General features: G+C 63.5%; 10 protein-coding genes. All 10 read left to right on the top strand.

Features of this window, described 5'->3' with window-relative positions; genetic code table 11:
• Positions 1–107 precede the first annotated feature (107 nt).
• Complete coding sequence (locus tag AC3WJI_RS10030; protein WP_492757118.1) at positions 108–11,021, top strand: LysM peptidoglycan-binding domain-containing protein; 10,914 nt, start codon at positions 108–110, stop codon at positions 11,019–11,021.
• Between the two features lie 12 nt (positions 11,022–11,033).
• Positions 11,034–11,441 (top strand): hypothetical protein, encoded by a 408-nt coding sequence (locus AC3WJI_RS10025; protein WP_492757117.1) that lies wholly within the window; start codon positions 11,034–11,036, stop codon positions 11,439–11,441.
• Between the two features lie 381 nt (positions 11,442–11,822).
• Positions 11,823–21,932: an HNH endonuclease gene (locus AC3WJI_RS10020; RefSeq protein WP_492757116.1), complete on the top strand. Its 10,110-nt coding sequence runs from the start codon at positions 11,823–11,825 to the stop codon at positions 21,930–21,932.
• Positions 21,932–22,402 carry an SMI1/KNR4 family protein gene (locus AC3WJI_RS10015; RefSeq protein WP_492757115.1) on the top strand — a complete coding sequence of 157 codons (471 nt, stop codon included), beginning with the start codon at positions 21,932–21,934 and terminating at the stop codon, positions 22,400–22,402. Before AC3WJI_RS10020 ends, AC3WJI_RS10015 begins: the two co-directional genes overlap by 1 nt.
• Before the next feature lie 215 nt (positions 22,403–22,617).
• On the top strand, positions 22,618–23,319 hold the full coding sequence (locus AC3WJI_RS10010; protein ID WP_492757114.1) for a flagellar hook-basal body protein: 702 nt from the start codon (positions 22,618–22,620) through the stop codon (positions 23,317–23,319).
• The gene (locus tag AC3WJI_RS10005; protein WP_492757113.1) at positions 23,316–24,092 is read left to right on the top strand and encodes a flagellar hook-basal body protein; all 777 of its coding nucleotides are present in this window, start codon (positions 23,316–23,318) and stop codon (positions 24,090–24,092) included. The genes AC3WJI_RS10010 and AC3WJI_RS10005 overlap by 4 nt, the downstream gene beginning before the upstream one ends.
• 2 nt (positions 24,093–24,094) lie before the next feature.
• Positions 24,095–24,499, top strand: a complete 405-nt coding sequence (locus AC3WJI_RS10000) for a flagella basal body P-ring formation protein FlgA (RefSeq protein ID WP_492757112.1) — start codon at positions 24,095–24,097, stop codon at positions 24,497–24,499.
• Positions 24,496–25,071: a flagellar basal body L-ring protein FlgH gene (locus AC3WJI_RS09995; RefSeq protein ID WP_492757111.1), complete on the top strand. Its 576-nt coding sequence runs from the start codon at positions 24,496–24,498 to the stop codon at positions 25,069–25,071. The genes AC3WJI_RS10000 and AC3WJI_RS09995 overlap by 4 nt, the downstream gene beginning before the upstream one ends.
• Positions 25,071–26,189, top strand: a complete 1,119-nt coding sequence (gene flgI, locus AC3WJI_RS09990) for a flagellar basal body P-ring protein FlgI (protein ID WP_492757110.1) — start codon at positions 25,071–25,073, stop codon at positions 26,187–26,189. The genes AC3WJI_RS09995 and flgI overlap by 1 nt, the downstream gene beginning before the upstream one ends.
• Before the next feature lie 8 nt (positions 26,190–26,197).
• Positions 26,198–26,542, top strand: coding sequence for a flagellar basal body rod protein FlgB (locus AC3WJI_RS09985; protein ID WP_492757109.1), 345 nt, complete (start codon positions 26,198–26,200; stop codon positions 26,540–26,542).
• Positions 26,543–26,545 lie beyond the last annotated feature (3 nt).

Genomic DNA, 26,545 nt, shown 5'->3' with positions numbered 1-26,545 from the left:
TCGGCCGTCCTTCTAAAGGGCCGTCGATAAAAACCCCTAAACAATGACCCGATCCCGCTGACTACGACTGCACGGGCGTCTGCCCGCGGCAGCAGGTGAGCAAGGCTATGGTTGCGATTTTCACTGGTTCGGGCACCGGTCTCGAGCGCGGTTCGGGCAATGTGCTCGGCAATTCGGGCCTGTTGGGATCGGCCAGCTTCGGGCGGGGCGGCGAACAATTGTTCCTGAATGCCGCGACGGGCAATCTGCTCGTCCAGCATCGCGACGAATTCCTCACCGGGCGCGGTGGCGATATCGGGATCGGCCGGACCTATAACAGCCTCGGCAACATGAGCGACGAGAATGGCGACAATTGGCGCCAGAGCACCGACCGCGCGGTGTTCGGCCTGTCGGGGATCGTCAACAGCTGGGGCAGCACGATCAAGCGCCGCTCCGCCGATGGCTCCGAGATCAACTATGGCTGGAACGGATCGGCCTATGTCGCGACCGACGGTGCCGGCGCCTTCGATACGCTGACTTGGGGTTCGGGCAACAACTGGACCTGGACCGACGGCGATAGCCGTACCAGCGAAGTCTATGGCTTCCACAATGGCGACTGGCGGATCGTTTCCGAGCAGGACACCAGCGGCAACGTCATCAGCTATAGCTACACCGGAGACCATCTCACCCAGATCGCCACCGCCGATGGCGGCACGATCCAATATATCTGGTCGGGAGACGCAATCACCGGCATCGTGACGTCGAGCCAGGGCGCGACGCTGACCCGCACGCGCTATGGTTATGACGCGACCGGCCGGCTCAGCACGGTAACCGTGGATCTTAGCCCCGAAGACAACGACATCACCGACGGTCGGACCTACACGACGACCTATGGCTATGAAGGCACGTCGCTGCTGGTCGCGAGCATCGCTCAGAGCGACGGTTCGCGGGTCGACCTGCAATACGATTCGAACCAGCGCATCGTCTCGATTTCCGAAAAGATCGACGAGACGACGAGCCGGACATCCACCCTTGCTTATGGCCAAGGCTATACGACGGTTACCGACGCTGCGGGTCAGACCACACGACTAGATTACGGCACCGATGATAATTTTGCGGTGCCGTTGGCGGCTTGGGCCAGTAGCAATGTGGTTCAAGAGCCAACGGTCTTCGCCGGTCAGGCGGGGATGCGGTATACCGTTCTGGCGCCCGGCATCTCGGCCGAAGCCTCGCAGGCGTTTACCGCCGCAGCGGGCGAGACGGTCAGCTTCGCACTCACGCTGCTGTCGGAATCAGGAACCACTAAGCAGGACCTCGGCATCTATGGCGATGTCGACGGCTGGTCGACCAATGACGGGTCTTCGGCGCGGATCGTTTCCGGGCCTGGACGAGTCGTTCAGCTCGGCGGCGGGCTGTGGCGTGTGATAGAGCTTTCGAGCACTGAACCAACACGCATCCAGATCACACGGACGTTCAAGCAGGCGCAGGCCGCCAGCGCGCGCTTCCTGGTTGACGGCGCCGACGGCTTCCGGGCGGGCGCGTCGCTCGCCGTGGCTGATCCCGTGCTGATCCGGAGTATGACCGCGGACCTGGGGCAGAAGGACATCGGCACGTGGAGCACGGTCGATCTCGATACAGTATCCGCCGGCACCATTGATGGCGCCCCTGCCTATCGGTTCACTATCTCAGGCGACGCGGAACAGCCGGCAATAAGCACGCAATTCTCAGTGGAAGCGGGGGAAACCTATAGTTTCTCTATCTCCATGATGGCAGCGTCGCCACATCCTTCAAGTAAGCACAAGATCGGCCTCTCAGGCAGCCTGAACGGGCCAGTGGTGAGTTCCTTTCGCACCGTCTCGGGCTTCGGCAACGCCATCATTACCGGTAATCCTGTTTATGTAGAAGGTTTGCGCACGACTGAGCCAACGCGCTTCGAATTCCTGGTCACGTTCGATCGCGCGCAGACGATGACAATTTCCTTGAGCCCTGATATGGGTACCGGCCCGAGCAGGGGCGTATCGGTGATCGCCGGGGCGCCGCTGATCACACGGCGGTTGCCAGACTCCGTAAATCCGGGACAATTGCTCAGGATCACGGCGCCGCCTACGTCTGCTGGCGCTCCCTCGCAGATCGTCCAGTTCGGCTATGATTCGGCTGGCAATGTCAGCAGCATCACCGATGCGATGGGGCAGGACACGAAGTACGTCTATGACGGCGCAGGCAATGTAGTCAGACTGACCGACCGGCTCGGTAATACCGTCACCCGTACCTACAACGCCGCCAACCAGATCCTGACCGAAACCCGCACCGGATCCGACAAAACTTCCAGCAACGCCCCGCATACCACGCGCTATGTGTATGACAGCCTGAACCGGCTGGTATACGTCGTTACGCCCGAAGGGCGAGTCAGTCGCAACGAGTATGATGCGGCGGGCCAGCTCGTCCTGGTCTCCGACTTTCCAGACTATCTCTATCCCGCGAGCGGGTTACCTTCCGGAACAGCGCTGAGTCAGGCGCAGCTCGATTCCTGGTGCGCCAGCCTTCCCGAGACCGCCAGCGCCGAGGTCACCCAGATATTCTACGACGCCCGCGGCAATATCACGCAGCGTCTGCGCGCCAGCCAGAACGACAGTTACCTCGCTCTCAATCCTGCAGGCGGCTATTCGGACGAACGCTTCACCTACGACGCCGCCGGGCAATTGCTCAGCCGGTATGTCGTCGGCAACAACACCGAGACCTTCGTCTATGACGGGCTGGGCCGGGTAACCGCCAGCACGGACGTGAACGGCGGGACCACCAGCTTCGTCTTCAACGATCCGGCGACGCAGACGGTGGTGACGCTCGCCAACGGCTTCGTCCAGACCTCGACCTACAGCAAGACGGGCGAACTGCTCAGCTTCACCGAGTCGGGCGCCCACACCACCGTCGGCACCGCCAGCTACAAATATGATCCGCTCGGCCGCTTGCGGATGATGACCGATGCCAGCGGAATCAAGAGCTATTATCTCTACGACGAGGTCGGCCGGAAGATCGCCGACATCAACGAAGCGGGCGGTGTCGCCGAATATCGCTATGACGCCGATAATCGGCTCGTGGCGACCGCGCGCTACTTCAACGGCGTGAACGGCGGCGCGGCGACACTGGCGCTGCTCGCCGATCCCAATTCCGATGTCGAGATGGCGGCGATCCGTCCGGCCGAGCATAGTTTCGACCTCTGGACCTGGTCGGTCTACGACAAGGAAGGGCGCACTGTCGCGGCGATCGATGGCGACGGCTCGACCACCACCTATGGCTACGACGCGTCCGGCCGGCTGGTTTCCACCATGGGCCATTTCAACAAATTTTCGGCCGCGCAGATCGCGTCCTTCAAAGCGAAGACGCCGACAGAGGTGCTTCCGCTCGGCTTCGATGCCAGGGACAGCGTAGCGCGTATCTTCTACGACAAGGACGGCAGGACGATCGGCACGCTGGATGGCGCGGGCTATCTCACCCAGACGATCTACGACGCTGCGGGCCGCAAGGTGCAGGAGATCGCCTATGCGACGCCGACGAACGTGTCGCCGCCGAATTCCGACACTTTCCAGACCCGGCTCGACAGCATCAGTTCGGCGGGAAGCGCCAATGACCGCAGCACTCGCTATGTCTATGATGGCCAGGGCTTGCTGCGCTACCAGATCGACGGGCTGAATGATGTCACCGAGTTCGGCTATGGTAGCGGCGCGGAGGCCAATGGGCCCGTTCGCCAGACCACGGTGTATGCCGGCGTAATCGCGCCCTTGTCCGCTTACACCTATGCTGCAGTGAAGAGCGCGGTAACCGGGCTGGCCGGGGATGCCGCCAACCGGGTGAGCTTCGGCGTCTACGACGAGGCGGGGCGGCTGGCTTATTCGATCGACGCCGTCGGCGCGGTCGTTAGTTATCGCTACGACAATCTCGGCCAGCTGATCCGCAAGATCGAGCATCGCATGCTGCGCCCCGCCGGCCCCTTGCCGTCGAAAGCGGACATGGATGGCTGGGTTGCAAATAACCCGTCAAATTCCGATCGCGTCACCCGCTACTTCTACAACGCGCGCGGAGAACTTCGCTTCACGGTAGATGCGGAAAATTATGTTACCCGCATCGACTATGACGCCGAGGGCCGCAAGGTCTGGGAGGGCCGCTGGGATACTCCCGTGGCGCTGACCGACGCTTCGACGATCGATGATCTCAACGTCACCGCGGGTTGGGTCGATTACACCAGTAAAAGCTGGTCCTACGATCCTGCTGGCCGGCTGATGGCAGAATATAACGGCGAAGGGGAGCGGACCGATTACGCCTATTGGGCCACCGGACAACTCGCCTATCAGACCGTCGGCGCCGGTACGCCCGATGCCAGCGTAACCTTGTATGTCTACGATGCCGCGGGACGCGTGGCCGCAGAATATGACGGCTATGGAGGCGCCGTCGAAGAGGCGGCGACTTTCTTCACCTATGACGGGCTCGGCAATCTCCTCAGCACCGTTGACGCGAACAACCACACGACCAGTTGGAGCTACGACAAGCTTGGACGAAAGCTGAGCGAAACCAATGCCGCGGGCGGCGTGACGGCGTGGGAATATGACGCGTTCGGCGATGTCGTCCGTACTACCGATGCCCGCGGCAATTCGAGCTGGAGCTATTACGACCAGCTCGGCCGGGTGGTGATCACGCGTGATGCAGAGGATTACGTCACCGAGACCGGCTATACCGCGTTCAGCGAGATCGCCTGGGTCAAGCGCAGCTACAACAAGGCGACCACGCCGGCCGGAACCGGCACTGTTCCCGGTGGCTATGATGCCCATGCGCTCGATGCGCTGATGCAATTCAGCTACGATAAACTTGGCAGGACCGTCGAAGTTACGGATGCCGAAGGCTATACCGAATACACTTCCTACGACGCGTTCGGAAGTGTTTCGCAGAAGCGCGACAAGCTCGGCGGTTATATTCAATATCAGCACGACCGACGCGGGCTGGTTCTTGCTGAACAAGTGTTTACTGTCTGGGGCACGCCCGCACAGAATTTCGCCAGCATTCATCGCAATGTCTTCGAATATGATTCCCGCGGCAATCTGATGCACCGGGCCGAGGCTTCCGGCCGGCCGGAGCAGCGGGACACCTGGTTTGCCTATGACAAAGCCGATCGCCTGGTCCTCAAGACGGGCAACGACGTTGCGGTCGGGCAGGCGGGCACGATGGCCACACCGGCCGAACATTATGCCTATGACGAGCGTGGCAATCTCGCCGAAACCTGGGACGCGGCGGGCGCGCACAGCTGGTTCTATTATGACGAACTCGGTCGCAAGACCGCCGAGATCGTCGCGGTCACAGCTTCCGCCGGCACGCAGCGGTCGTTCAGCTACGATGCAGTCGGCAACCTTATGTCCAACCGCGTCTACGCCGAATGGGCGGCGCTTCCAGCAGCCGCCGGCGGGCAGGCGCCGCTGCCGCCGACGGGAAGCTATCGCGAGACCACCTACGCCTACGACAATATCAACCGGTTGCTGGCGAGCAGCGTCGCCGATCAGGCCGTCGGCTACTGGAACACGGGTAGCTACAATTACGCGACCGCCACGCTGACGACGGCATACGAATATGACGCCGCCGGCAACCTCGTAAAGACGATCGACCCCGCCGGGGGCGGCGTGTACCGCTATTACGACAGGCGCGGCAACAAGACGGCCGAAGTCGACGCGGGCGGCTATGCGACGACATGGGAATATGACGCTGAGGGCAATGTTCTGACCGAACGGCGCTATGCCACCCAGGCGAGCGACGTGAACGTCAACGGCTTTACCGCATCCACGACCGCCGCCGACCGCGTGACGGCGTTCACTTACGACCGAATGGGCAATCGCCTCACCGAGACCCGGCTCGGCGTCGAGGCCTGGGTGCTCAACCCCGTCGACGGGCAGATCGCCGCGGCGCCGACCGAGGCGACGATCACCTATACCTATAATGCGCTGGGGCAGGTGCTCACCAAGCGCGAGGCCAATCTCGAGCTGACGGCGATTTACAGCTATGACAGCCGGGGCCGGCTGCTCAGCGAGAACCGCGCCAGCTTCGTCGACTTCTACGGCGATACGGTCACGCCGACGGTACGCTACTACTACGACGCGCTCGACAATCTCGTTCGCAGCGAGGTCGGCGGGATCAGCACCAGTGGTGCCGACCGCGTCACCCAGAACATCTACGGCGCGGGCGGACGACTGATCCGCACGATCGATGCCGCCGGCAATACGCGCGAATTCCTCTATGACGTCGCCGGCCGCAAGACCGGCGAATTCTACACCCGCGATCTCGGCCGCGACCTCTCCGAAAGCGGTGGCTTCGTCACCGAAGGGCTGTCGTTCGAATATGATCTCGCCGGCAATGTGACGCGTCAGGCGATCAACACGATCGGAAGCAGCTGGAATGAACTGAGCAGCCAGAGCTTCGCCTTCAACGCCTTTGGCGAGCTCGTCCATCGCGGCACGAATGTCAGCGCCGGCAGCGATGCCAATGGCTGGCAGGAGCATTTTGCCTATGACGGTTCGGGCCGGCTGATCCGGTCCAATGCCGACGACGGCATCTGGCGCCATTATGTCTATGATGCCGCCGGCCGGCAGTCGCTCGTGGTCGAGAGCCAGACCCTCAATCTCGCTGGCATGTCGCAGGCAGACGCCGTGGCCTATGCCGCGACGGGCGAAGCCGCCTCTACCGCGACAGCTTATGATCCCCGCGGTCGTGCGGTGCAGACCATCCAACGCTTGCGGACGACGTCGCTCGCCGGCCCGCTGCAGGATATCGCGGTCCATCGCGAATATAACGCGTTCGGCGAACTCGCCCTCGAGCAGGACGCCATCGGCTATCAGACCAATTATACCTACAATACCATGGGCCGGGTCACCCAGATCGAGCGCCCCGGCGTGGCGTTCTATATGGCCGATGGCACCGGATCGAGCATCCGTCCCACCGAGCGGTTCTTCTACGACCGTGCAGGCCGCCTGATCGCCACGCAGGACGCCAACAGCGTGTTCGTCGAGAGCCAGGGCGGAGTGGGTTACAAGACCACCCGCGAACTGCTCGCCGGCACTGGCTATGGCGAGAGCGAGGCGATGATCGCACGCGAATGGCATCCCGACGGCGGTCTCGCGACCAACGGCTACGACGTGTTCGGCGACCTCGTCTATCACAGGGATGAAGTCGGCCGCGCCACCTCCATGGCCTATGACCGGCTCGGCCGGCTGGTCCTTCAGAACAACCCTGCCGGCCGTAGTGAATATTTCGCCTATGATTTGCACGGCAACCGCATCGGGCATTGGAACAACGCGGTCGGCAATAGCGGGCGCGAACGAACCGAATATGATGCGCTCGGTCGCATCACGCTGCAGGTCAGCTATGGCGGCGACTGGATTGCCACAAGTTACACGTGGGAAGCCGGGCTGACGACCGCCGGAATGGGCGTTTTCGGCGGCTGGCTTGGTACCAACTCCTATGTCAACGGGCTGTCCTCGCAGGAACGCACCGACATCTTCGGCCACGAGACCTGGGCCAGCGACATGGGCAACCATGTCACGACCAACACCTTCGACGCCGGCGCGCGCATCACTGACAAGAGCGTGACCGATGGCTTCAGCACCAGCGCGATTCGCTACTGGTGGCTCAGCACCAATCAAATCGGGCGGGTGATCGTCGGCGTGAACGACGCCGTCCAGGACTGGACCAATTATTCGTACGATCTGGTCGGCAACCGGCTGAGCGAAGAGCTCGTACACATGGTTGGCGGGGCCGCGACGATGGTCTCCAGCCAGACCGCCACTTATGACGGGCTCCGCCGGCTGGTTACCTGGGCGGCGGCCGCCACCGACACCACGCCCTCGGCGAACACTTTCTACATGTACGACGCTAATTCCAATATCCGGCGGACCATCTCGAACTTCCGCCGGCTCGATGCCAATGGCGGTGTCGCGAGCACAGATGGCCAGGACTATTGGTATCTCTACGACAATATGAACCGCGTGGTCACCGCCAAGGGCGTGATGGTGAACGGCGTCATCCAGCGCGGCATGCAGGGAGTCGACCTGCGCTACGACGCCGCCGGCCAGCGCAAGCAGGCGATCACCAGCTTCACCGATTATGGCCAGGTGCTCGTCGAGGTCTGGGACCCCAATATGCCGATCGGTACGGGCGAGCCGACCTACGAATATCAGAATGTCGCTTATGAGGGCGAACGGCGCGAAGACTATAATTACTGGGACGACGGCCAACTGCGGGACGTGCGCGTCGCCCGGACCACCGCTAATGATGCCGGGGGCTATCTCGAGACCACGCCGCCGCCCGCCATAGGCATCCGCAAGGCTGATTATTGGTACGATCCGCAAGGCCGGCTCGAACGCCAGATCGATTACAAGGACGATCCCGACATCGATGGGGACGTCGCGCTCAACAGCGCGCTCTACGACAAACTGCTCAAATACAACGCCAAGGGGCAGATCACCGAAGACATCGTCTTCCAGCGTTTCGGCAGCCTCGTCCAATATACCAATACCCAGAATTCCTACGGCGAGGGCGCAGCCTATGCCCTGGGGGCGGTGACCGAAAGCAGCACCTATGTCTGGCGTTCGGACGTGCCGCACTCGAACTCGACCGTTTCCAACACCTATCAATGGTTTGATGGGGCGGTGCTTTCGACCACGACGATGATCGGCACCAATGTCGGGACCACCCAATATAATTATGACGTCTATGGCCAGCTCAAGACCGCGGTGATCGACGACGGCCGAGATCGCACGGTGCTCTTCACCAACGATGCGAACGGCCAGGTCATCCGTCGCGACGAGGTGGAGACGGCGACGCAGAGCCCGGCCAATCAGCCGCACGAGGTCTGGTATCGCTTCGGCGGTGCCGAAATGGGCTATACCGGCAATAACGGCACGCTCGAGACGGGGTACGAGGCATCGGTGGCCAGCCGGCCGCTGAACCAGGGGCCGGGCGCGTTTCGCAGCGGTTCGACCATTAGCCAGTCGCACGCCGATTTCGACCAGTTCTACAACCCGATCACGTCCTATGAGCAAGGCGGCGCGGGCGGCAGCTACACCGTCCGAAGCGGCGATTCGCTGTCGTCGATCGCCGCGCAGCTCTGGGGCGATTCGAACCTCTGGTATCGCCTCGCCGACGCCAATGGCCTCTCGGCCAATTCGGCGCTCGCGGAAGGGCAGCGGCTGACCATCCCCGGCGGCGTGATGCGCTCGACGTACAACGCCTCGACCTTCACTCCCTACGACCCCGCCGCAGCGCTCGGCGACACCAGCCCGACGGCGCCGACCCCGCAGGCGCCGCGCAAGGCGAAGAGCAAGGGGTGCGGGGTATTTGGTCAGATCCTGCTGGTGGTGGTCGCCATCGCCGTCACGGTCGCTACGCAAGGCGCGCTGGCGGGTGCCCTCGGAAGCCCCGTGCTCGGTGGCGCGGCGGCCGGCGTGGCAGGCAGCGTCGCCAGCCAGGGTCTCGGTCTCGCGACCGGCATCCAGAACAAATTCAATTTCGGCGCGGTGGCCATGGCGGGCATAGCGGGCGGCATCGGCGGTGGACTCGGCAGTGTTAGGGGTCTCGAGACGGTCGCCGGTAGCAAATTCGTCGGCGATGTGGCGCGTGGCGTTATTGGCAGCGCGCTCACCCAAGGGGTCGGCGTAGCTACCGGCTTGCAATCCAAGTTCGACTTCGTCGGAGTCGCAGTGGCAGGTGTTGCCGCAGGCGCGGCCAACGCGATGGGGAGCCTGATCGACACGCCCACGACTCGCAGCGGCGCCTTTCGTTACAACCTGGCTTTGCGTACCGCGTCGGGTCTTGCCGGCGCCGCGACACGATCCGTGATCGACGGCACCGACTTTGGCGATAACCTCCTCGCAGTGCTGCCGGATGTGATCGGCCAAACCATTGGGAGCCTGATGGCGGAGAATGTGGCAGGTCGCGGCGGCTCGAAACGGACAGGCAAGCCGATCAATCTGCTGGAGGAGGTGAAGGACGGCTCGTTCTCCGGGCCGAACGCGGGATATGATCCGCTGCCCGGACCCTATGACGGTTTGCAGGCGCTGTTTGATGGGTTCCCCGGTGGGGGCCAGTTGGTTAACGCGAGCTATCAGGATGTGCCGGAGCCGGTCCCCAGCGACGAGCCTGGGATGACCTCCGCTGGCGCCGACGATCCCGAAGCGGAGATCGTCGTCACCGGTCAGCGCATGACCGAGCAGCAGAAGCTTGAATATGACCGGAAGCACGGTGGTTTGTTCTGGCACCTGGGCAATATATTCTCGGGCCGGAACTGGGATGGCAGCAAGAACAAGGCGTATGAAGCGCGTGCCCAGGCCGAGCTGGCGACCAGCAATAGCGTTATTGGTATTCTGCGAGGGGTGGATAAAGCCGCGACCCAAACGAAACTTTCGTCCCGGTTTTACTATCTCCAGAACCCGCCGATGTCGATTTTCGATTATCAGTTGGAAAAACCGCGTATCGGGGTGGCGCAGGTCAACGTCAAAGGTGCTTTGTTGGGTGCGGCCGAGGTGGCGGCTCTGGTGCCTGCGCTCCGCGCTGGCAAAACTGTCGAAGGCATATTCGAGCTTACGGAGGGCGTAGCGGTCAATGGACGCCGCGTGATAGATTTGGCGTCGAGCTATGAAAACGGCATTCGGGGAATGTATGGCGGGGCGAGCCTGGAAGCGCGAAAGTTCAATGCAATCGTCAACGGAGAGCGAGTCTCGGGGATCGCTGATGACATCACAGACATAAATGGGGTGAGAACCGCGATCGATGCGAAATACGTTGATGATTGGGCAGCATCGCCTCGAAATCCAGCAAGCGCCATGGGTAAGATGTCCTGGGGGATTGAAGAGCAGCAAGCAATGATAGCTCAAGCTCAGAAATACTCTGCCGGCTTCAGGGGTGGCGCCATATACCATACCAATAGCACCGAACTGGCCACCTATTATGCCTCCGCCTTCAAGAATGCTGGGATCAAGAATGTGCGGTTCATCATTACGCCAGCCATTCGCTAGCGAGGAGGTTCCATGGTAAAATCGCTCGAAGATATTGTAGGAAAGATCACCCGTGAGCCGGTGATTCCAGGCAGTAGGCCTGAAGAAGCGGATGAAGTTCGCTATGTGAGCTTCGTGCCGCCTTCAAAGCCCGCTGATGCCTTTGATGAGGTCGTTTGGAAAGTTGATCCACCAGTTGTGAAAAGTGGTGGCGTCAGTCTGCCGAACTGGATTCTGACCATACCCGATGGGACCCCGTTTTACGCTCTGGAATATCATGACGATGTGAAGGGGTGGCAGCGGCAGATCGAGCGCGGGGCCGAACTGTTGGGCGTTCTCTACGCGAAAATCGAGGGACGGCAGTTCGTCGTATCGGATGGCCGTTCTTTTTTGCTATCGGAATGCAAGGCGGAATACGTGCCGGGCCTTTCGAAATCTTAAAGTGGTGACAACCGCTTAGGCTCGCACAGCACTAGCCAAGCGATGCCGCCAGCCCAGCGGGTAGATGAGCGCCTACCCGATGCCGATCTTACGCCGGAGCTGATCGGCGCCCGTCTCGACGGGATTGAGGAGCTGCCGCGCAATCGTAGCTCAGTCTCGGATAGTTATTTAGTGCGAGCCCTACTTCATGCCCGTCGATCGCGCCGACCTGCGCGCCGCCGCAGATGACCGGCGCCTCGGGGAGGTTGAAGGGCTGTCGTCATAGATCAACATCATAGGGGGTAGGCCGCCTCAGTCGCCGCCGGCCAGCGCACGCAAAGAATAGCTAAACTTTTCGCGAAATCCGCTGACCTTTCTAAATGCACGGGTGGAAGGCCCGTCATGACGGGGGGCGACATGGTTGCGATCTTCACGGGAGCCGGCACTGGGCTGGAGCGTGGTTCGGGCAGCGTGCTGGGCGGGGCGGGATTGCTCGGATCCGCCAGCATGGGGCGCGGCGGCGAGAAGCTCTTTCTCAACGCCGCCAACGGCAATCTGGTCATCAATCGCCAGGACGAGATCCTCCTCGGTCGCGGCCCCGATCTGGGGATCAACCGGACCTACAACAGCCGCGGCAACTATAGCGACGAGAATGGCGACAATTGGCGCCAGAGCACCGATCGCAAGGTCTTCGATCTCGTCGGCGCGGTAAACGGCTGGGGCAGCACGGTCCGCCGCCGCGGCGCGGACGGCGCCGAGATCAGCTACAGCTTCAACGGCTCGGTCTATGTCGCGACCGATGGCGCGGGCGCCTATGACACATTGAGCTACAACGGCGCCTGGACGTGGCGTGACGGCGAGAGCCAGGTGGCCGAGGTCTACGAAGCCTATGGCGCCGAGTGGCGGATCACTTCGCAACGCGACACCAGCGGCAATACGGTCTCCTTCGCCTATTCGGCCGACAAGCTGGTGCAGGTGAGCACCGCCGACGGCGGGACGATTCAATATGGTTGGTCGGGGAACAACATCACCAGCATCGTGACGTCGAGCCAGGGCACGACGCTCACGCGCACGCGCTACGGCTATGACGGCTATGGCCGCCTTGCCAGCGTGACGGTCGACCTCAGCCCCGGCGACAACAGCGTCGCCGACGGACAAGCCTATACGACGAGCTACAGCTATTACGGCGCGTCGCGGCTGGTCTCGGCGATCGCGCAGAGCGACGGTTCGCGAGTCGACCTCTATTATGACGACGACAACCGCATCGTCGGCGTCGCCGAGACGGTGGTGGACGGCGTCACCCGCACCACGTCGCTCGCTTATGGGGCGGGCTATACGAACATCACCGATCCTGTCGGACAGACGACGACGCTTTATTATGACGGCGCGGGCGCGCTCACCCGGATCGACGCGCCGCCGGCCCAGGCCGGCATGGCGCAGCAGGTCGTCCAGTTCGGCTATAACGGCAATGGCGACCTCGCCAGCGTCGTCGATGCGAGCGGCAACGTCACCAGCTACGGCTATGACGGCTGGGGCAACACGATCAGCCAGACCGACCGGCTCGGCAACGCGGTCACCCGCACGTTCAACGCCGCCAACCAGCTGCTGACCGAGACGCGCGTCGGATCCGACAAGGATTCGGCCGGCGCGCAGCACACCGATCGCTATGTCTATGACGGCGCAAACCGGCTCCGCTTCACCGTCAGCGCCGCCGGCCGCGTCACCGAATATCGCTATGACGGCTATGGCCAGCTGGCCGTGACGCTCGAATATAACGGCCAGTTCTACGACACCTCCGGGCTGGCCGCGACCACCCCGCTCGACGAGTCGCAGCTTGTAAACTGGGTGGGGTCGCTCGCCGATCCCAGCGCCAACGCGCAGGTCCATTACGGCTATGACGCGCGCGGCGGGTTGACGCAGAAGGTCAGCTACGGCGCGGCGTACAATCCCTATGCGCCGCACACCGCTTATGGCTACACGCACGAATATTTCACCTATGATCAGGCCGGCCAGTTGCTGGCGAACGTCGTCGCAGGGCAGAACTGGCAGAATTACGTCTATGACGGGCTCGGCCGGCTGACCGCCAAGACCGACGTCAACGGCGGCACCACCAGTTTCGTCTTCAACGACGCGGCGTCGCAGACGGTGGTGACGCTCGCCAACGGCTTCGTCCAGACCTCGACCTACAATCGCGCCGGCGAGCTGGTGAGCTTCACCGAATCGGGCGCCTTCGTCGCCGGGGGCAGCGCCAGCTATCAATATGACCGCAACGGGCGGCTCCGCGTGACGACCGACGCGAGCGGCGTGCGCAGCTATTATCTCTACGACAAGGTCGGCCGGAAGATCGCCGACATCAACGAATATGGCTGGGTGACCGAGTATCGCTACGATGCCAACGATCGGCTTGTAGCAACGGTCAATTACACCAACGGCATCGCCGGCGGCGGTGCGACCATGGCGCTGCTTGCCGACCCCAATTCCAACGTCGAGATTGCCGCGATCCGCCCGCCGGCGCACAGCTACGACGTCTGGAAATGGTCGGTCTACGACAAGGAAGGCCGGATCGTCGAAGCGATCGAGGGCGACGGATCGGTCGCCACCTATGAGTATGACGCGTCGGGAAGGCTGGTGCGGACGACCGCGTTCGTCAACAAGCTCGCCGGCTGGCAGGTTGCCGGCTTCCAGGCGACGTCGCCGACAGCGCCCGTGCTGCCGGGCGGGCACGCCAATGACAGCGTGTCGCGCATCTTCTACGACAAGGACGGTCGGACGATCGGCACGCTCGACGGCGAGGGCTATCTGAGCCGGGTCGACTATGACGCGGCCGGGCGCAAGGTCTTCGAAGTCGCTTACGCGAACGCGACCTATGCGCCGTATCGCGCCGGCAACAGCCTGCAGGACCTGATCAACAGCGTCGGCAGCGCGGCCAACGATGCCAGCACGCGCTACGTCTACGATCAGCAGGACAATCTGCGCTTCACCATCGATGGCCTCGGCCACGTCACCGAATATGGCTATGAATATGCCGGCTGGACGTGGAGCGCGTTCGGCGTCGTGCGCCAGACCATTGTCTATGCCGACGCGATCGGCGCGCTGTCGAGCTACAGCTACGAGAATGTCCGCAACGTGATGGCGGGGCTCGCCGGCAATTCGGCGAACCGCACGAGCTGGTCGGTCTACGACGATGCGGGGCGCCTCGCCTACACGATCGACGCGAATGGCGGCGTGGTCGGCTACGCCTATGACAATGTCGGGCAGCTGACCCGCAAGGTCGAATATGCCAATCTGCGGTGGACCGGCAGCCTTCCGAGCAAGGCCGACATGGACGGCTGGGTTGCCAGCTATCCCACTGCCTCCGATCGCATCACTCGCTATTATTACAGCGCCCGCGGCGAGCTGCGCTTCACGATCGACGCCGAAGGCTATGTCACGCGCAACGACTATGACGCCGAGGGCCGGCTGACCTTCACGGCCCGCTGGGATGCTCCGGTTGCGGCCGACGATGGCTGGAGCATCTACACCGTCAACGGTGCGGTGGGCGGCAATTGGGCGGGCAGCACCAACCAATATGACGCCAGCGGCCGTCTCACCTACAGGATCGACGGCGAGGGCCATACCCGCCGCTATTATTACTATGCCAACGGCCAGCTCGCCTGGGACATCCGCATGGAGGGCCAGGCCGAGGACAGCCGCACGCTATATGTCTACGATCCGGCCGGACGTCTGGTCGTCCAGTACGACGCCTATGGCACGGCCGAACAGGCAGTGACCCAACTCGGCTATGACGGGCATGGCAACCTCGTCAGCCGCGTCGATCCGCTCGGCCGCACCACCGGCTACGCCTATGACAAAGCGGGGCGGAAGGTCAGCGAGACCAATCCGCTCGGCGGCACCACCAGCTTCGCCTATGATGCGTTCGGCGACCTCGTTCGCACCACCGATGCGCGCGGCAATTCGAGCTACAGCTATTACGACAAGCTCGGCCGGATCGTGCTGACGCGGGATGCCGAAGACTATGTCACCGAGACAAGCTACACTGCCTTTGGCGAGGTCGCCGCGATCACCCGCCGCTTCAACAAGGCGTATAATGCAGCAGGCGCGGACATCTACCCGGCCTATGGCGGGCATGGCAGCGATGCGACCACCGCTTTCGAATATGACAAGCTCGGCCGGCTGACCCGCACGATCGACGCGCTCGGCAATTACGAGCAGTACACGCTCGACGCGTTCGGCAACCGGGCGTCGGTGCGAAACAAGCTCGGCGGAGTCGTGGCCAACGCCTATGACCGGCGCGGGCTGCTCGTGGCCGAGACACTGCCGATGGCATCGACCGACATGTGGGGCAACACGGTCGCGTCGACGGTCACCAATCGCTACGGTTATGACGCGCGCGGCAACCGCGTCTGGTCCGACGAGGCGCAAGGCCTCGCCGAGCATCGCTACAGCTGGTACGTCTACGACAAGACCGACCGCCTGACCGAGGTGCATGGCGATACGATCGCCTATGTCGACCAGTCGAATCACAGCAGCTTCGGCTATACCGACCTGGTCGAGCGGCGCGCTTATGACGGCCGCGGCAACCTGATCGAGACCGTCGATGCGAACGGCGCGCGGACGCTGTTCTATTATGACGATCTCGACCGCAAGATCGCCGATGTGAGCGCGGTCGGCACGCTCACCACCTATAGCTACGACGCGACCAGCAACCTCGTCGCGTCGCGTATCTGGGGAACGCCGATCGGCCAGCCGGGGAGCGCCGGCGGCACCCCGCCGGGCGCACCCGGAGGCGAATATCGCGAAACGACCTATGGCTATGACGCGCTCAACCGGATGGTCTGGCGCAGCGTCGCCGGCGTACGCACGGGGGCGTGGAACGGTGCCTCCTTCGCGCTCTCCACCGGCGCGATCACTTTCTCCTATGCCTATGATGCCGACAGCAATCTGGTCAGCACCACCGATGCCAATGGCAGCGTACTCTACGCCTATTACGATCGGCTCGGACACAAGATCGCGCAGGTCGACGAGGAAGGCTTCGTCACGCGCTGGACGCTCGATGCCGAAGGCAATGTCCTGCAGGAGCGGCGCTATGCGACCCAGACGAGCGGCGCGAATGTGTCCGCCCAGCCCTGGGTGCCGGACTCGGGCGCCGACCGGATCACTGCCTTCGCTTATGACCGCAACGGCCAGCGGATCGCCGAATATCGCTACAATGTCGAGGCGTACGGCGTTGACGGTTGGGGGCAGCTCTATGGCGCCGGCGACACCGCGACGGTGACCTACGCCTATAACGGTTTGGGCCAGGTGACGCGCAAGACCGAGGCGACTGGCGACTATCTCGATTACGGCTATGATGCGATGGGCCGGCTCGTCCAGGAGACGCGGGCGCCTTATGCCGACTTCACCGGCAATTGGGTGCGCCCGACGGTCCGCTATTACTATAACGGCGTCAACAATCTGGCGATGACGCGCCAGGGCGCCGAGGGGATGGACGGCGGCGACCGCATCACCCGCTACACCTATGCCGCGCGCGGGCGGCTGCAGACCATGGTCGATGCAGTCGGCGCGGAGACGCAATATTATTATGACGCGGCCGGCAACGTCGTCCGGCAGAACTACACGCGCACCAAGTCCGACGGAGGCACCGCCTATGAGGGCCTGCTCTACAATCGCGACGTGCTGGGGCGCGTCACCGCACAGTCGGTGGGCGTCTGGAACGGCTCGTGGTGGGACCGCGGCGACGTCCAGAACATCGCCTACAATGCGTATGGCGAAGTCGCGCAGCGCGGGCTGAACGGCGGCTGGCAGGAGCAGTTTGCCTATGACGGTCTCGGGCGGCTTTATCGCTCGACCGGCACCGACGGCGTTTGGCGCTATTATGTCCACGACGCGAACGGCAACCAGACTGCGACGATCGAAAGCGAAGGCAGCTGGATCGGCTGGCTGTCGCTCGACGGCGCTATTTCCACCGCCACCTACGGCTTCGCTTACGGGCTGGGGCAGGTGTATGTCGACGGGGTCAACGTCACGATCAACATCTATGACCGGCGGGGCCAAGCGGTCTCGACTCGGCTGAGCCAGCGCCAATTGAGCGAGAGCGCCGGGGCCGGCGATCTCGTGATGAACCGCGGCTACAATGCCTTTGGCGAGACCGTGTGGGAAACCGACGCGCGCGGCTATCAGACCAATTACGGCTACAACGCCGCCGGGCGAGTCACCTATGCCCAGCGCGCCGCGGTGATCGTCACCTACGAGAATGGCTGGCAGGCCTGGGTCAACCCGACCGAATATTATTTCTACGACATCGCCGGCCGCATGGTCGGCACCCAGGACGCCAATGGCGCGCGCACCACGCGGGCGCTGCTGGCGGGCACCGGCTATGGCGGCAGCGAAGGGCTGGTCACCGCCGAATATCATGCCGATGGCGGCGTGCTGCGCAACGGCTATGACCGCTTCGGCGACCTGCGCCGCGCCACCGACGAAGTCGGCCGCACCACCGCATTCGACTATGACGGGATGGGCCGGCTGATCCAGCTCACCCGCCCGAGCGGCCAGGCCGAATATTACGCCTATGACCTGCTCGGCCAGCGCATCCGGCACTGGAACTCATGGTATGGCGGCTACAATGTCGAAACCACTGACTATGACGCGCAAGGCCGAGTCGTGCGCAGCCAGGCCTATGGCGGCGACGTCACGACGACGAGCTACAGCTGGTATAGCGGCATCGGGACGGCGGGCCTCGGCACCTTCGGCGGTTGGGTCGAGACCACGAGCTACGCGAACGGCCGCAGCAGCACCGAATATTCCGACGTCTTCGGCCACGTCACATATTCGGTCGACCTCGGCGGCCACGGCACAAGCTACACCTATGACCTTGCCGGCCGTATGGTCCAGCGCTCCGGGCTCGAGACGGTCAACTACAATTACCTCAACTCGGGCCTGCTCGGCTCGACGACCAGCGGCTATGGCTCGGCCGCCAGCGCCCAGGCCAATATGGGCGAGACCTATCAGATCAATCGCACCACCTATTCGTACGATGCCGCGGGCAACAGGCTTTCCGAAGTCTACACCGTCGAGAACGGCGGCTGGTACGATTACGGTTGGTGGGAATATGGCTGGGACTATTACGACCAATATTGGGTCTCGAACTGGCAATATTCTAGCTCGGTAACGACCTACCAGAATGCCAGCGCCAGTTACGACGCACTCAACCGCATGGTCAGCTGGAACGAGGGCGGCAGCTACACCGTCCCCGCGGCGAGCATCAGCTACAATTACGACGCCAACGGCAATGTTCGCCGCAGCTACGCGACCTATCGCACGCTCGACCAGAACGGCAATGCATCGGGCGGCGCGAGCGTACAGGATTATTGGTATCGCTACGACAGCATGAACCGCGTGGTCACGGCCAAGGGGCAGCAGGCCGGCGGGCAGATCATGCGCGGCTATCAGGGCACCGACGTCGTCTACAACCAGGCCGGAGAGCGGGTGCAGTCGTCGCGGACGAGCGGGGCGACCGCTTCGGTCTACAACCCCTATTATTATTACGATCCCTACGACCCCTATTATTACGGTGATCCGTACAATTACATCTATTATGATGCGGAGAGCCGTGAGGACTATACGTATGATGCTGACGGGCATCTATCGACGGTAAGCGTCGCGCAGAGCGGCTATTACGACAATGGCGACGGCACGATCACCGTCACCGCGCCAGCCGCGACCGGCGATCTCAAGGCCAATTATTACTACGATGGCATGGGGCGGCTGAACCGACAGATCGACTGGCTCTATGGCGGCGTGGCCGCCTACGACAACACGACCTATTACAATGACAAGGGCCAAGCCTATTATGTGACGACCGTCCAGCGCCAGGGCGGGGACACGATCACCACCTATAGTTCGACCGATTACGGCTATGGTTCGAACTATGCGCTCGGCGCCGCGGTGAGCACGTCGGTTTCGACCTACAAGAACGGCGGCTATCAATATTACGCGACCAGCGCCAACAACTACATCTGGTACGCCAGCGCGGTTCAGTCGAGCGTCACTTATTCCCAATCCAACCAGGCGACGCAGACCAGCTATTTCTATTATACCGCCGCCGGACAGCTGAACTCGATCTATGTAGCGGACGGCCGCCCGCATACGATCACCTTCACCAACGACATGAACGGCCAGGTGATCCGTCGCGATGAGAGCGACTATAACTACTCGCTCGGCGATCCGCACGAGGTCTGGTACCGCTTCGGCGGCAAGCAGCTCGGCTATGTCGGCAACAACGGCACGCTGAATACCGACTATCAGACCTCGATCGGCAATCGCACGATGAGCGCCGGAACCGGCGCCTTCCAGTTCGGCTCGAGCTACGGTTCCGCCTACGCCGACTTCGACCAGAATTTCCAGGCGATCACCAGTTACAGCCAAGGCTCGTCGGGCGGCGCCTATACGGTTCGCCAGGGCGATACGCTGGCGAGCATCGCCGCGAGCCTGTGGGGCGACAGTTCGCTGTGGTATACCATCGCCGAAGCGAACGGCATGTCCGCGGCGAGCGCCCTCACCGAGGGGCAGGCGCTGACCATCCCGTCGGGCGTGCAGCGCAGCGCACACAACGCGTCGACCTTCAAGCCATACGATCCGGGCGAAGTGATGGGGGACACCAGCCCCACCACACCCCAGCCGCAAAAGGCATCGTCCAAGAAGAACAAGTGCGGCGTCTTCGGGACGATCCTGCTGGTGGTGATCGCCGTCGCCGTGACCGCGCTGACCTATGGCGCACTCGGTGGCGCGGCATTGACCGGCATCCAGGCGGTAGGCGCGGGTGCGCTTGCCGGTGCCGCCGGGTCGGTGGCCAGCCAGGCGGTGGGCGTCGCGACGGGCATCCAGGACAAGTTCAGCTGGAAGGGCGTGGCGCTCGCAGCGCTCGGCGGGGCGGTCGGCGCCGGCGTGGGCGAAGTGCTCGGCAAGGGCTCGATGCTCGGCAGCCAGTTCGTCGGCGACGCGGTGCGCGGGGCGGTCGGCAGCCTGGTTACCCAGGGCGTCGGCGTGGCGACCGGGCTCCAGGACCGGTTTGATTGGGCCGGGGTGGCGGCTGCTGGGATCGGCGCGGCCGCGGGGAACGGTTTCGCCCGCGGCGTGCTCAAGGTCGAGCCTGGACGCTGGGCGAGTGGCGCGACCGGCTATGCGCAGCAGGCGGCCACCGGAATGGCGGGCGCGATCGCCGGCGCGGCGACGCGCAGCCTGATCAACGGTTCCGACTTCGGCGACAATGTCCTCGCCGCTCTGCCCGACGTGATCGGCTCGACGATCGGCAACATGGTCAGCGACGCAGTCAACAATGCCGTCGTCGCGCGCAAGGTGAACCATGTTCTCGAGGAAACCGGGCTGGCGACCGAAGACCCCGGCGACAACCAGGTGTCGCGCGACGTCATTCGCCGCTTCCTGCTCGCCGGTGGCACCGAGGCGCAGGCTATCGAATTTGCGTCGGATGACAGCATCAATCTCGGCCTGCGGCAATGGGATGCCACGCGTGCCGGCGGATTGAGCGAGGACGAGTCGGCGCGGCGGCTTGAGGACACGATCCAGCGTTCCGAGCAGCGCCGCGCGGCTGAGACTCGCCGCGCCGCGGCATCGGCTGGCGGCGCCGTCACGGATGGCACAGGTAGCGCGGCCGATCAGGCGGTCGCCGAGACCCAACTCGCCGAGGTTGTGGTCATCGGCTACCGCCGCGGTCCGGGCGGCAGCGACATCGGCGCCAATGCCGTGTCGGGCGGGATCAACGTTCTCGACGGTCTGACCGGCTTCTACGATCGGCACCCGATCATCGCCGAGCTCGGCTTCGAGGCCACGCGGACGGTGTTGACCGGCGGACCGGTCAAGGCGCTCGTCCGACGTGCCGCGGACGTGGCGCTGGACGGGGTCGCGGACCAAGTCTCCGAATTCGCCGCCACCCGGGCGACGCCGTTCCTCACCAATTTGGCCGCGGACCTCGGCTGGGAGCTCGACGTCAACGTGCTCGGCGCGTCCATGTCGATCGGCGCGCCCGAGATCGGCACCGGCGGCGGCCAGCTCACCGGTGCGGTGGTCGGCACCGTCATGGGCGACGGCCTCGAGTCGGTCGTCAAGCGCGGCCGCAACATCCGCAATTTCTTCGACCCGATCCGCCGCATCAACGGCCGCCGCGTGCCCAATTACCGCTATGCTGGCCAAACGTTCGAACTGAGCGGGCCGCTGGGCGGCAAATACCCCCACGGCGTCCCGTTCAACATCCAGGGCTTCCCCGATTTCGCGCGCTATCAGATCCGCAGCGTCAGGATCGATCTGACCGGTGTCGATCGCCGCGACTTCGCCCTGGCGGATCGCGCCGCGGGCTATACCCGGGCCAACCCGCGGCCGGCAGGTTACACTTGGCATCACGACCATGATCTGGGCACAATGCGGCTGATCCCGACCGACCTGCACGACGCGGTTCGGCATGCCGGGGGACAGGCGCTGTACAGGGAACGCAACCGCTGATGGAAATCTCGGGATCGATGGGGCCGGGCAGCGAGGCGGAAATCGCTGCGATCGAACAGGCGACGGGTTGGGCGCTCCCCGACGCGTATCGCGCCTTCCTGCTGGAGCATGGCGGCGGCCAGCCCTTTCCCGATTCGTTCGACTACGCCGACGGGTCGGAGGGCTCGACGGTCGACCTGCTCTATTATGCGGTGCCGCCGGAGCGCGACTATTCCGCGATCCGCAACATCCGCAAGGTGTTCGCCGATGCGTTGCCGGCCGAGCTGTTGGCGATCGGCAGGGATCCCGGTGGCAACCAACTCTGCCTGGTCGGTCAAGGCGCCCGGCGCGGGGCAATTCTGTTATGGGACCACGATTATGGCGAGGTGACGCTTTCCGAAAAGGATTTCACCGAGGGAGGGGTGCGACTGATCGCGCCCGATTTCAATGCGTTTCTGGACGGACTGTTCGAATTCAGTCTCGACGATTGACCGGACGCGCTGACTTTGCGACGAATCGGATTTTCCACGTTGACTTGTGCAGATTTTTGCTAATCCGGCTGAGGTTGCCCGCGGATAAACCATCGAAGTCGCGCAGAAATCCGCGATTCGGAAGTACAAAAAAGTTTTTCGGTTAGTTCGCTGAATAGGCGCTTGACGACACTCCTACGACTCTGTTTCATTACGAACAGGGCGGGGGAGAGTAAATGTCAGGGGTCCTGGAGTCGGCGACGGCGATATTGAGCGCCTCAGAGAGACGACTCGAAATCGCTTCTCGTAACATGGCGAACATATCCACGCCTGGTTACAAGCGCAGCATCGGTTTCTCTGACATATTGGCATCCGCAGAAGGCGCAATTAATGTCATTCCGCTTAGGGAGTGGCATGATTTCTTGCAGGGTAAGTTGATTTCGAGCGGAAATCCGCTGGATTTGGCAATCGACGGCGCCGGATTGCTGGCGGTCCGGGCCGGCGAACGCATTCTGTACACGCGGCAGGGCCAGTTCCGTATGGGCGCGGAAGGGCAGGTGGTTTCACCGCAAGGCTATGTTTTGCAGCAAGCGGGCGGCGGCGACCTCGTGATCGAAAACGCATCGGTCAAGATCGTCGACGACGGCACAGTGCTCGATCAGGGGCGCGCGATAGGTCGGATCGGAGTCTACGCATCGCCTGACGCGACTGGGCTGCGCGCGATCGGGGAATCGCATTTCATTGCCGAAACGCCGCTGGAGGAGGCACGCGAAGCGGGACTTCGCCAAGGCATGCTCGAGAGCTCAAACGTATCCATGGGTGACGAGATGGTCACGGTGATGGGGGCAATGCGCCAAGCCGAGAGCGGTGCCCGATTGGTCCAGGTCTATGATGAGCTGATGGGCAAGGTGCTGACTGCGATGGGAGGTGGACGGTGAGCGACGCATTCTATGTTGGCTCGATCGGGCTGCAGACGCAGCAGCGTGCGCTCGACGCCCTCGCCAACAACATCGCCAACGTGAACACGCCGGGCTTCAAGCGGTCCGAAGTCCGCTATGCCGACGTGGTAATGCGGCGCGCCGATATCGAGGCGGCGGCGACGACCGCAACCGATGCCGATCCTACGTTGGTCTCGGGTGTCACGCTCGATGCGCAGTTCATGCTCAACGAGCAGGGTGAGATCGAACGGACGGGCCGATCGATGGACATAGCCATCGAAGGCGCCGGGTTTATAGAGCTGATGGGGCCTGCCGGACAGGCACTCCTCTGGCGCGGCGGCGGCCTCAAGGTGAACGAGGACGGGCTGCTCGCGACCGACAAGGGAGTCGCGCTGCGCGCCGCGATCACGGTCCCGCACGACGCGACTGCGATCGCGATCGGCAGCGACGGGGTGGTCCGGGCGACGGTGTCGGACTCGGCCGAAGCGGTCGAGCTCGGCCAGATCCAGCTGGTCAAAGTCGATGATGCGAGCGGCGTCGTCCGCCTCGATGGCGGGCTCTACCGCGCGAACGAGGACACGCAGCTCAACGAGGCGCAGCCGGGTGAAGACGGAGTCGGATTGCTCGTCCAGGGCGCGATTGAGCGCTCGAACGTCGCGCTGACGGACGAGATGGTCCGGTTGATGCTGGTGCAGCGTGCTTATGCCGCCAATGCGCAGATCGTGCAGGCGGCGGATCAACTTATGGGTGTGATCAACGGCCTTCGGCGGTAATCATGTTGAATTTGTTGTGGACCTTTGCGCTTGCTGGAGCGGCGTGCTTCGAGGCGGCGCGACCATTGTCTGCGGATGCGCTGATCGCCCCCGCGGACGTCGTGGTCGTCGTATGCGATCCGGCGCGTCCGGCCGCACCAGTGCGCTATGACCGCGCGGCACGCGGCTCTCGTCCCGCTACGGCGCTGCCTGCGGGCGGCTATCTCGGCCGGATCGCGCTGTCGGTCGAGCGCGGTGTCGAGAAGGGCGCGGCGCTGACGCTGCGATCGTCGGCCGGCCCGATCGTCATCGAGCGCGGCGTGACGGCGCTCCAGCCGGGGCGGTCGGGCGAGCGAATCTTCGTGCAGGATGCGGCAGGCGCGGTGTTCGCGGTCGAGCTCCGGCTCGCTCCTGAGGCTGGGCAATGAACGCGGCGCTCGGCGCGGCCGGGCTGGCGTTGCTGCTCGCCACCGCGCCGGCCATCGCTCAGGACCTCTATCAGGCCGGCAGCTGGCCGGCGCTCGCTTCCGATCGTCGCGCCTCGGCGCCGGGCGACGCGATCACTGTCGTCATCCTCCAGAGCGCTGAGGCATCGAACACCACCCAGTCGTCAAGCAGCCGTTCGACCAGTCTCAGCGGCGGCCTGCGTGCGGGCGGAGTCGACGAGAGTGGCCAGCTGAGCCTGGGCGGCGGGTTCAGCGGTCGCGGCGAAACGCGCCGCAGCGATCGGCTGGTAGCGCAGCTGAGCGTGACGATCGAAGGCGTGCTACCCAATGGCGACTATCGCATCGTCGGTCGCCAGCAGATCCACGTCAACGGCGAGGACACGGTGATCGGCGTGCGCGGCCGGGTCCGCCCCGCGGACATCTCGGCCGAGAACAGCGTCCTATCGAGTCGCATCGCCGATGCCCAGATCGATTATAACGGTAAAGGCTTCGTGTCGCGTAGCGCCAAGCCGGGGCTGATCGGCCGACTGTTCAGCCTGTTGGGGTTGTTGTGATGGGCAGGCTCGCGCTCGCCGCCTTTGCGATCGCGTTGAGCATCGCCGTGGCCGCCCCGGCGATGGCGCAGCAGGTGCCGATCAAAGGGCTCGGCCGGTTCGGCGGATGGCGCGACAATGCGCTCGTCGGCTATGGCTTGGTCACCGGGCTGTCGGGCTCGGGAGACACCCGCCGCAGCGGGGTGACCCGACAGGCGATGCGCAACATCCTCAACCGGCTGGGTACCAACGTCACCGACGACCAGATCAGCAGCCGCAACGTCGCAGTGGTGATGGTTACCGCAGTGCTGCCGCCCTCGGCCAATGTCGGCGATCGCATCGACGTCACCGTTTCCTCGATCGGCGATGCGCGCAGCCTCGCCGGCGGCACGCTGATCATGACGCCGCTGCTCGGACCCGACCAGCGCGCTTACGCGCTTGCTCAGGGTGCGCTGGTCGTGGGCGGCTATCGCTTCGAGAGTGAGCTCAATCAGCAACAACGCAACTATCCGACCACCGCAGTGCTGCCGGGAGGCGCGACGATCGAGTCCGCAGTCGAGTCGCGGCTGATAGCCAGCGAGGGCGAGCTGTCCTTCCTTCTCGCCAATCCGAGTTTCTCGACGGCACAGCGGATCGCCGAGCGGATCTGCGAAAGGCTGGGTGCCGGCGCCGCCTGGGCGCGCAATGCGGATGAGGTACGGATCCGCTTCACGCGCAGTCCGGGCGATGTCGCACCGTTCGTGGCCAGCATCGAGAATCTGATGGTCGAGCCGGACATCCAGCCACGCATCGTGATCAACGAGCGGACCGGTACGGTTGTCGCCGGACACGACGTGATGATCTCGAGCGTCGTTGTCGCCCAGGGCGACATTAAAGTGACCGTGACTGCCGAGAATACTGCCTCACAACCAGGCTTCTATTCTGGCTTCGCCAGCGACGTACGGAGCCTGATCGTCACAAACACTAAGCTGGAGGTGGCGCAGGGCGCTGCCGACGCGACGTTCCGCTTCCCCAACACGTCGGTTGCGGATCTCGTCCAAGCCCTGTCGCGCGCTCGCGTCGACACGCGCCGCATGATCGGCGTGCTGCAGGCGATCAAGGCCGCCGGCGCGCTCCATGCCGAAATCATCATCCAATAGGTGCGCCAATGGACACGATCGCTCCCCTGCTGATTGCGAAGGCGCTGGACGGGCTCCACGCCCGGTACCGCGTCACCGCGGAGAATATCGCCAACGCCAACACGCCCTCCTATCGCCCGCTCAGCGTCAGCTTCGAGGAGAGCCTGGAGGCTGCGGCGCGCGAGGGCGCGCAGGCGATCGCGCACGTTTCGCCGCGCACCAGTCTGGCCCGGCAATCCGGAGTCGTCGGCTCGATGCGGCTTGATCTTGAGATCGCCACCGCCTCGCAGACGGCGATGCGATACGCGGCTTTGATCGACATTCTCGGCCGCCGAATGGCCATCGGCCGGGCGGTGATCGCAGGGGGGAATTGATCC

The organism is Sphingomonas sp. FW306-1B-B10E, assembly GCF_058782005.1.
The sequence above is the reverse complement of the archived record's forward strand: the minus strand, read 5'-3'. Positions and strand labels throughout refer to the sequence as shown.

Bases quoted from the DNA above. Each gene is read 5' to 3' on its own strand.
- AC3WJI_RS10025 (WP_492757117.1), top strand. From the start codon at position 11,034: ATGGTAAAATCGCTCGAAGATATTGTAGGAAAGATCACCCGTGAGCCG.
- AC3WJI_RS10010 (WP_492757114.1), top strand. From the start codon at position 22,618: ATGTCAGGGGTCCTGGAGTCGGCGACGGCGATATTGAGCGCCTCAGAG.
- AC3WJI_RS09985 (WP_492757109.1), top strand. From the start codon at position 26,198: ATGGACACGATCGCTCCCCTGCTGATTGCGAAGGCGCTGGACGGGCTC.
- AC3WJI_RS09995 (WP_492757111.1), top strand. From the start codon at position 24,496: ATGAACGCGGCGCTCGGCGCGGCCGGGCTGGCGTTGCTGCTCGCCACC.
- AC3WJI_RS10020 (WP_492757116.1), top strand. From the start codon at position 11,823: ATGACGGGGGGCGACATGGTTGCGATCTTCACGGGAGCCGGCACTGGG.
- AC3WJI_RS10015 (WP_492757115.1), top strand. From the start codon at position 21,932: ATGGAAATCTCGGGATCGATGGGGCCGGGCAGCGAGGCGGAAATCGCT.
- AC3WJI_RS10030 (WP_492757118.1), top strand. From the start codon at position 108: ATGGTTGCGATTTTCACTGGTTCGGGCACCGGTCTCGAGCGCGGTTCG.
- flgI (WP_492757110.1), top strand. From the start codon at position 25,071: ATGGGCAGGCTCGCGCTCGCCGCCTTTGCGATCGCGTTGAGCATCGCC.
- AC3WJI_RS10000 (WP_492757112.1), top strand. From the start codon at position 24,095: ATGTTGAATTTGTTGTGGACCTTTGCGCTTGCTGGAGCGGCGTGCTTC.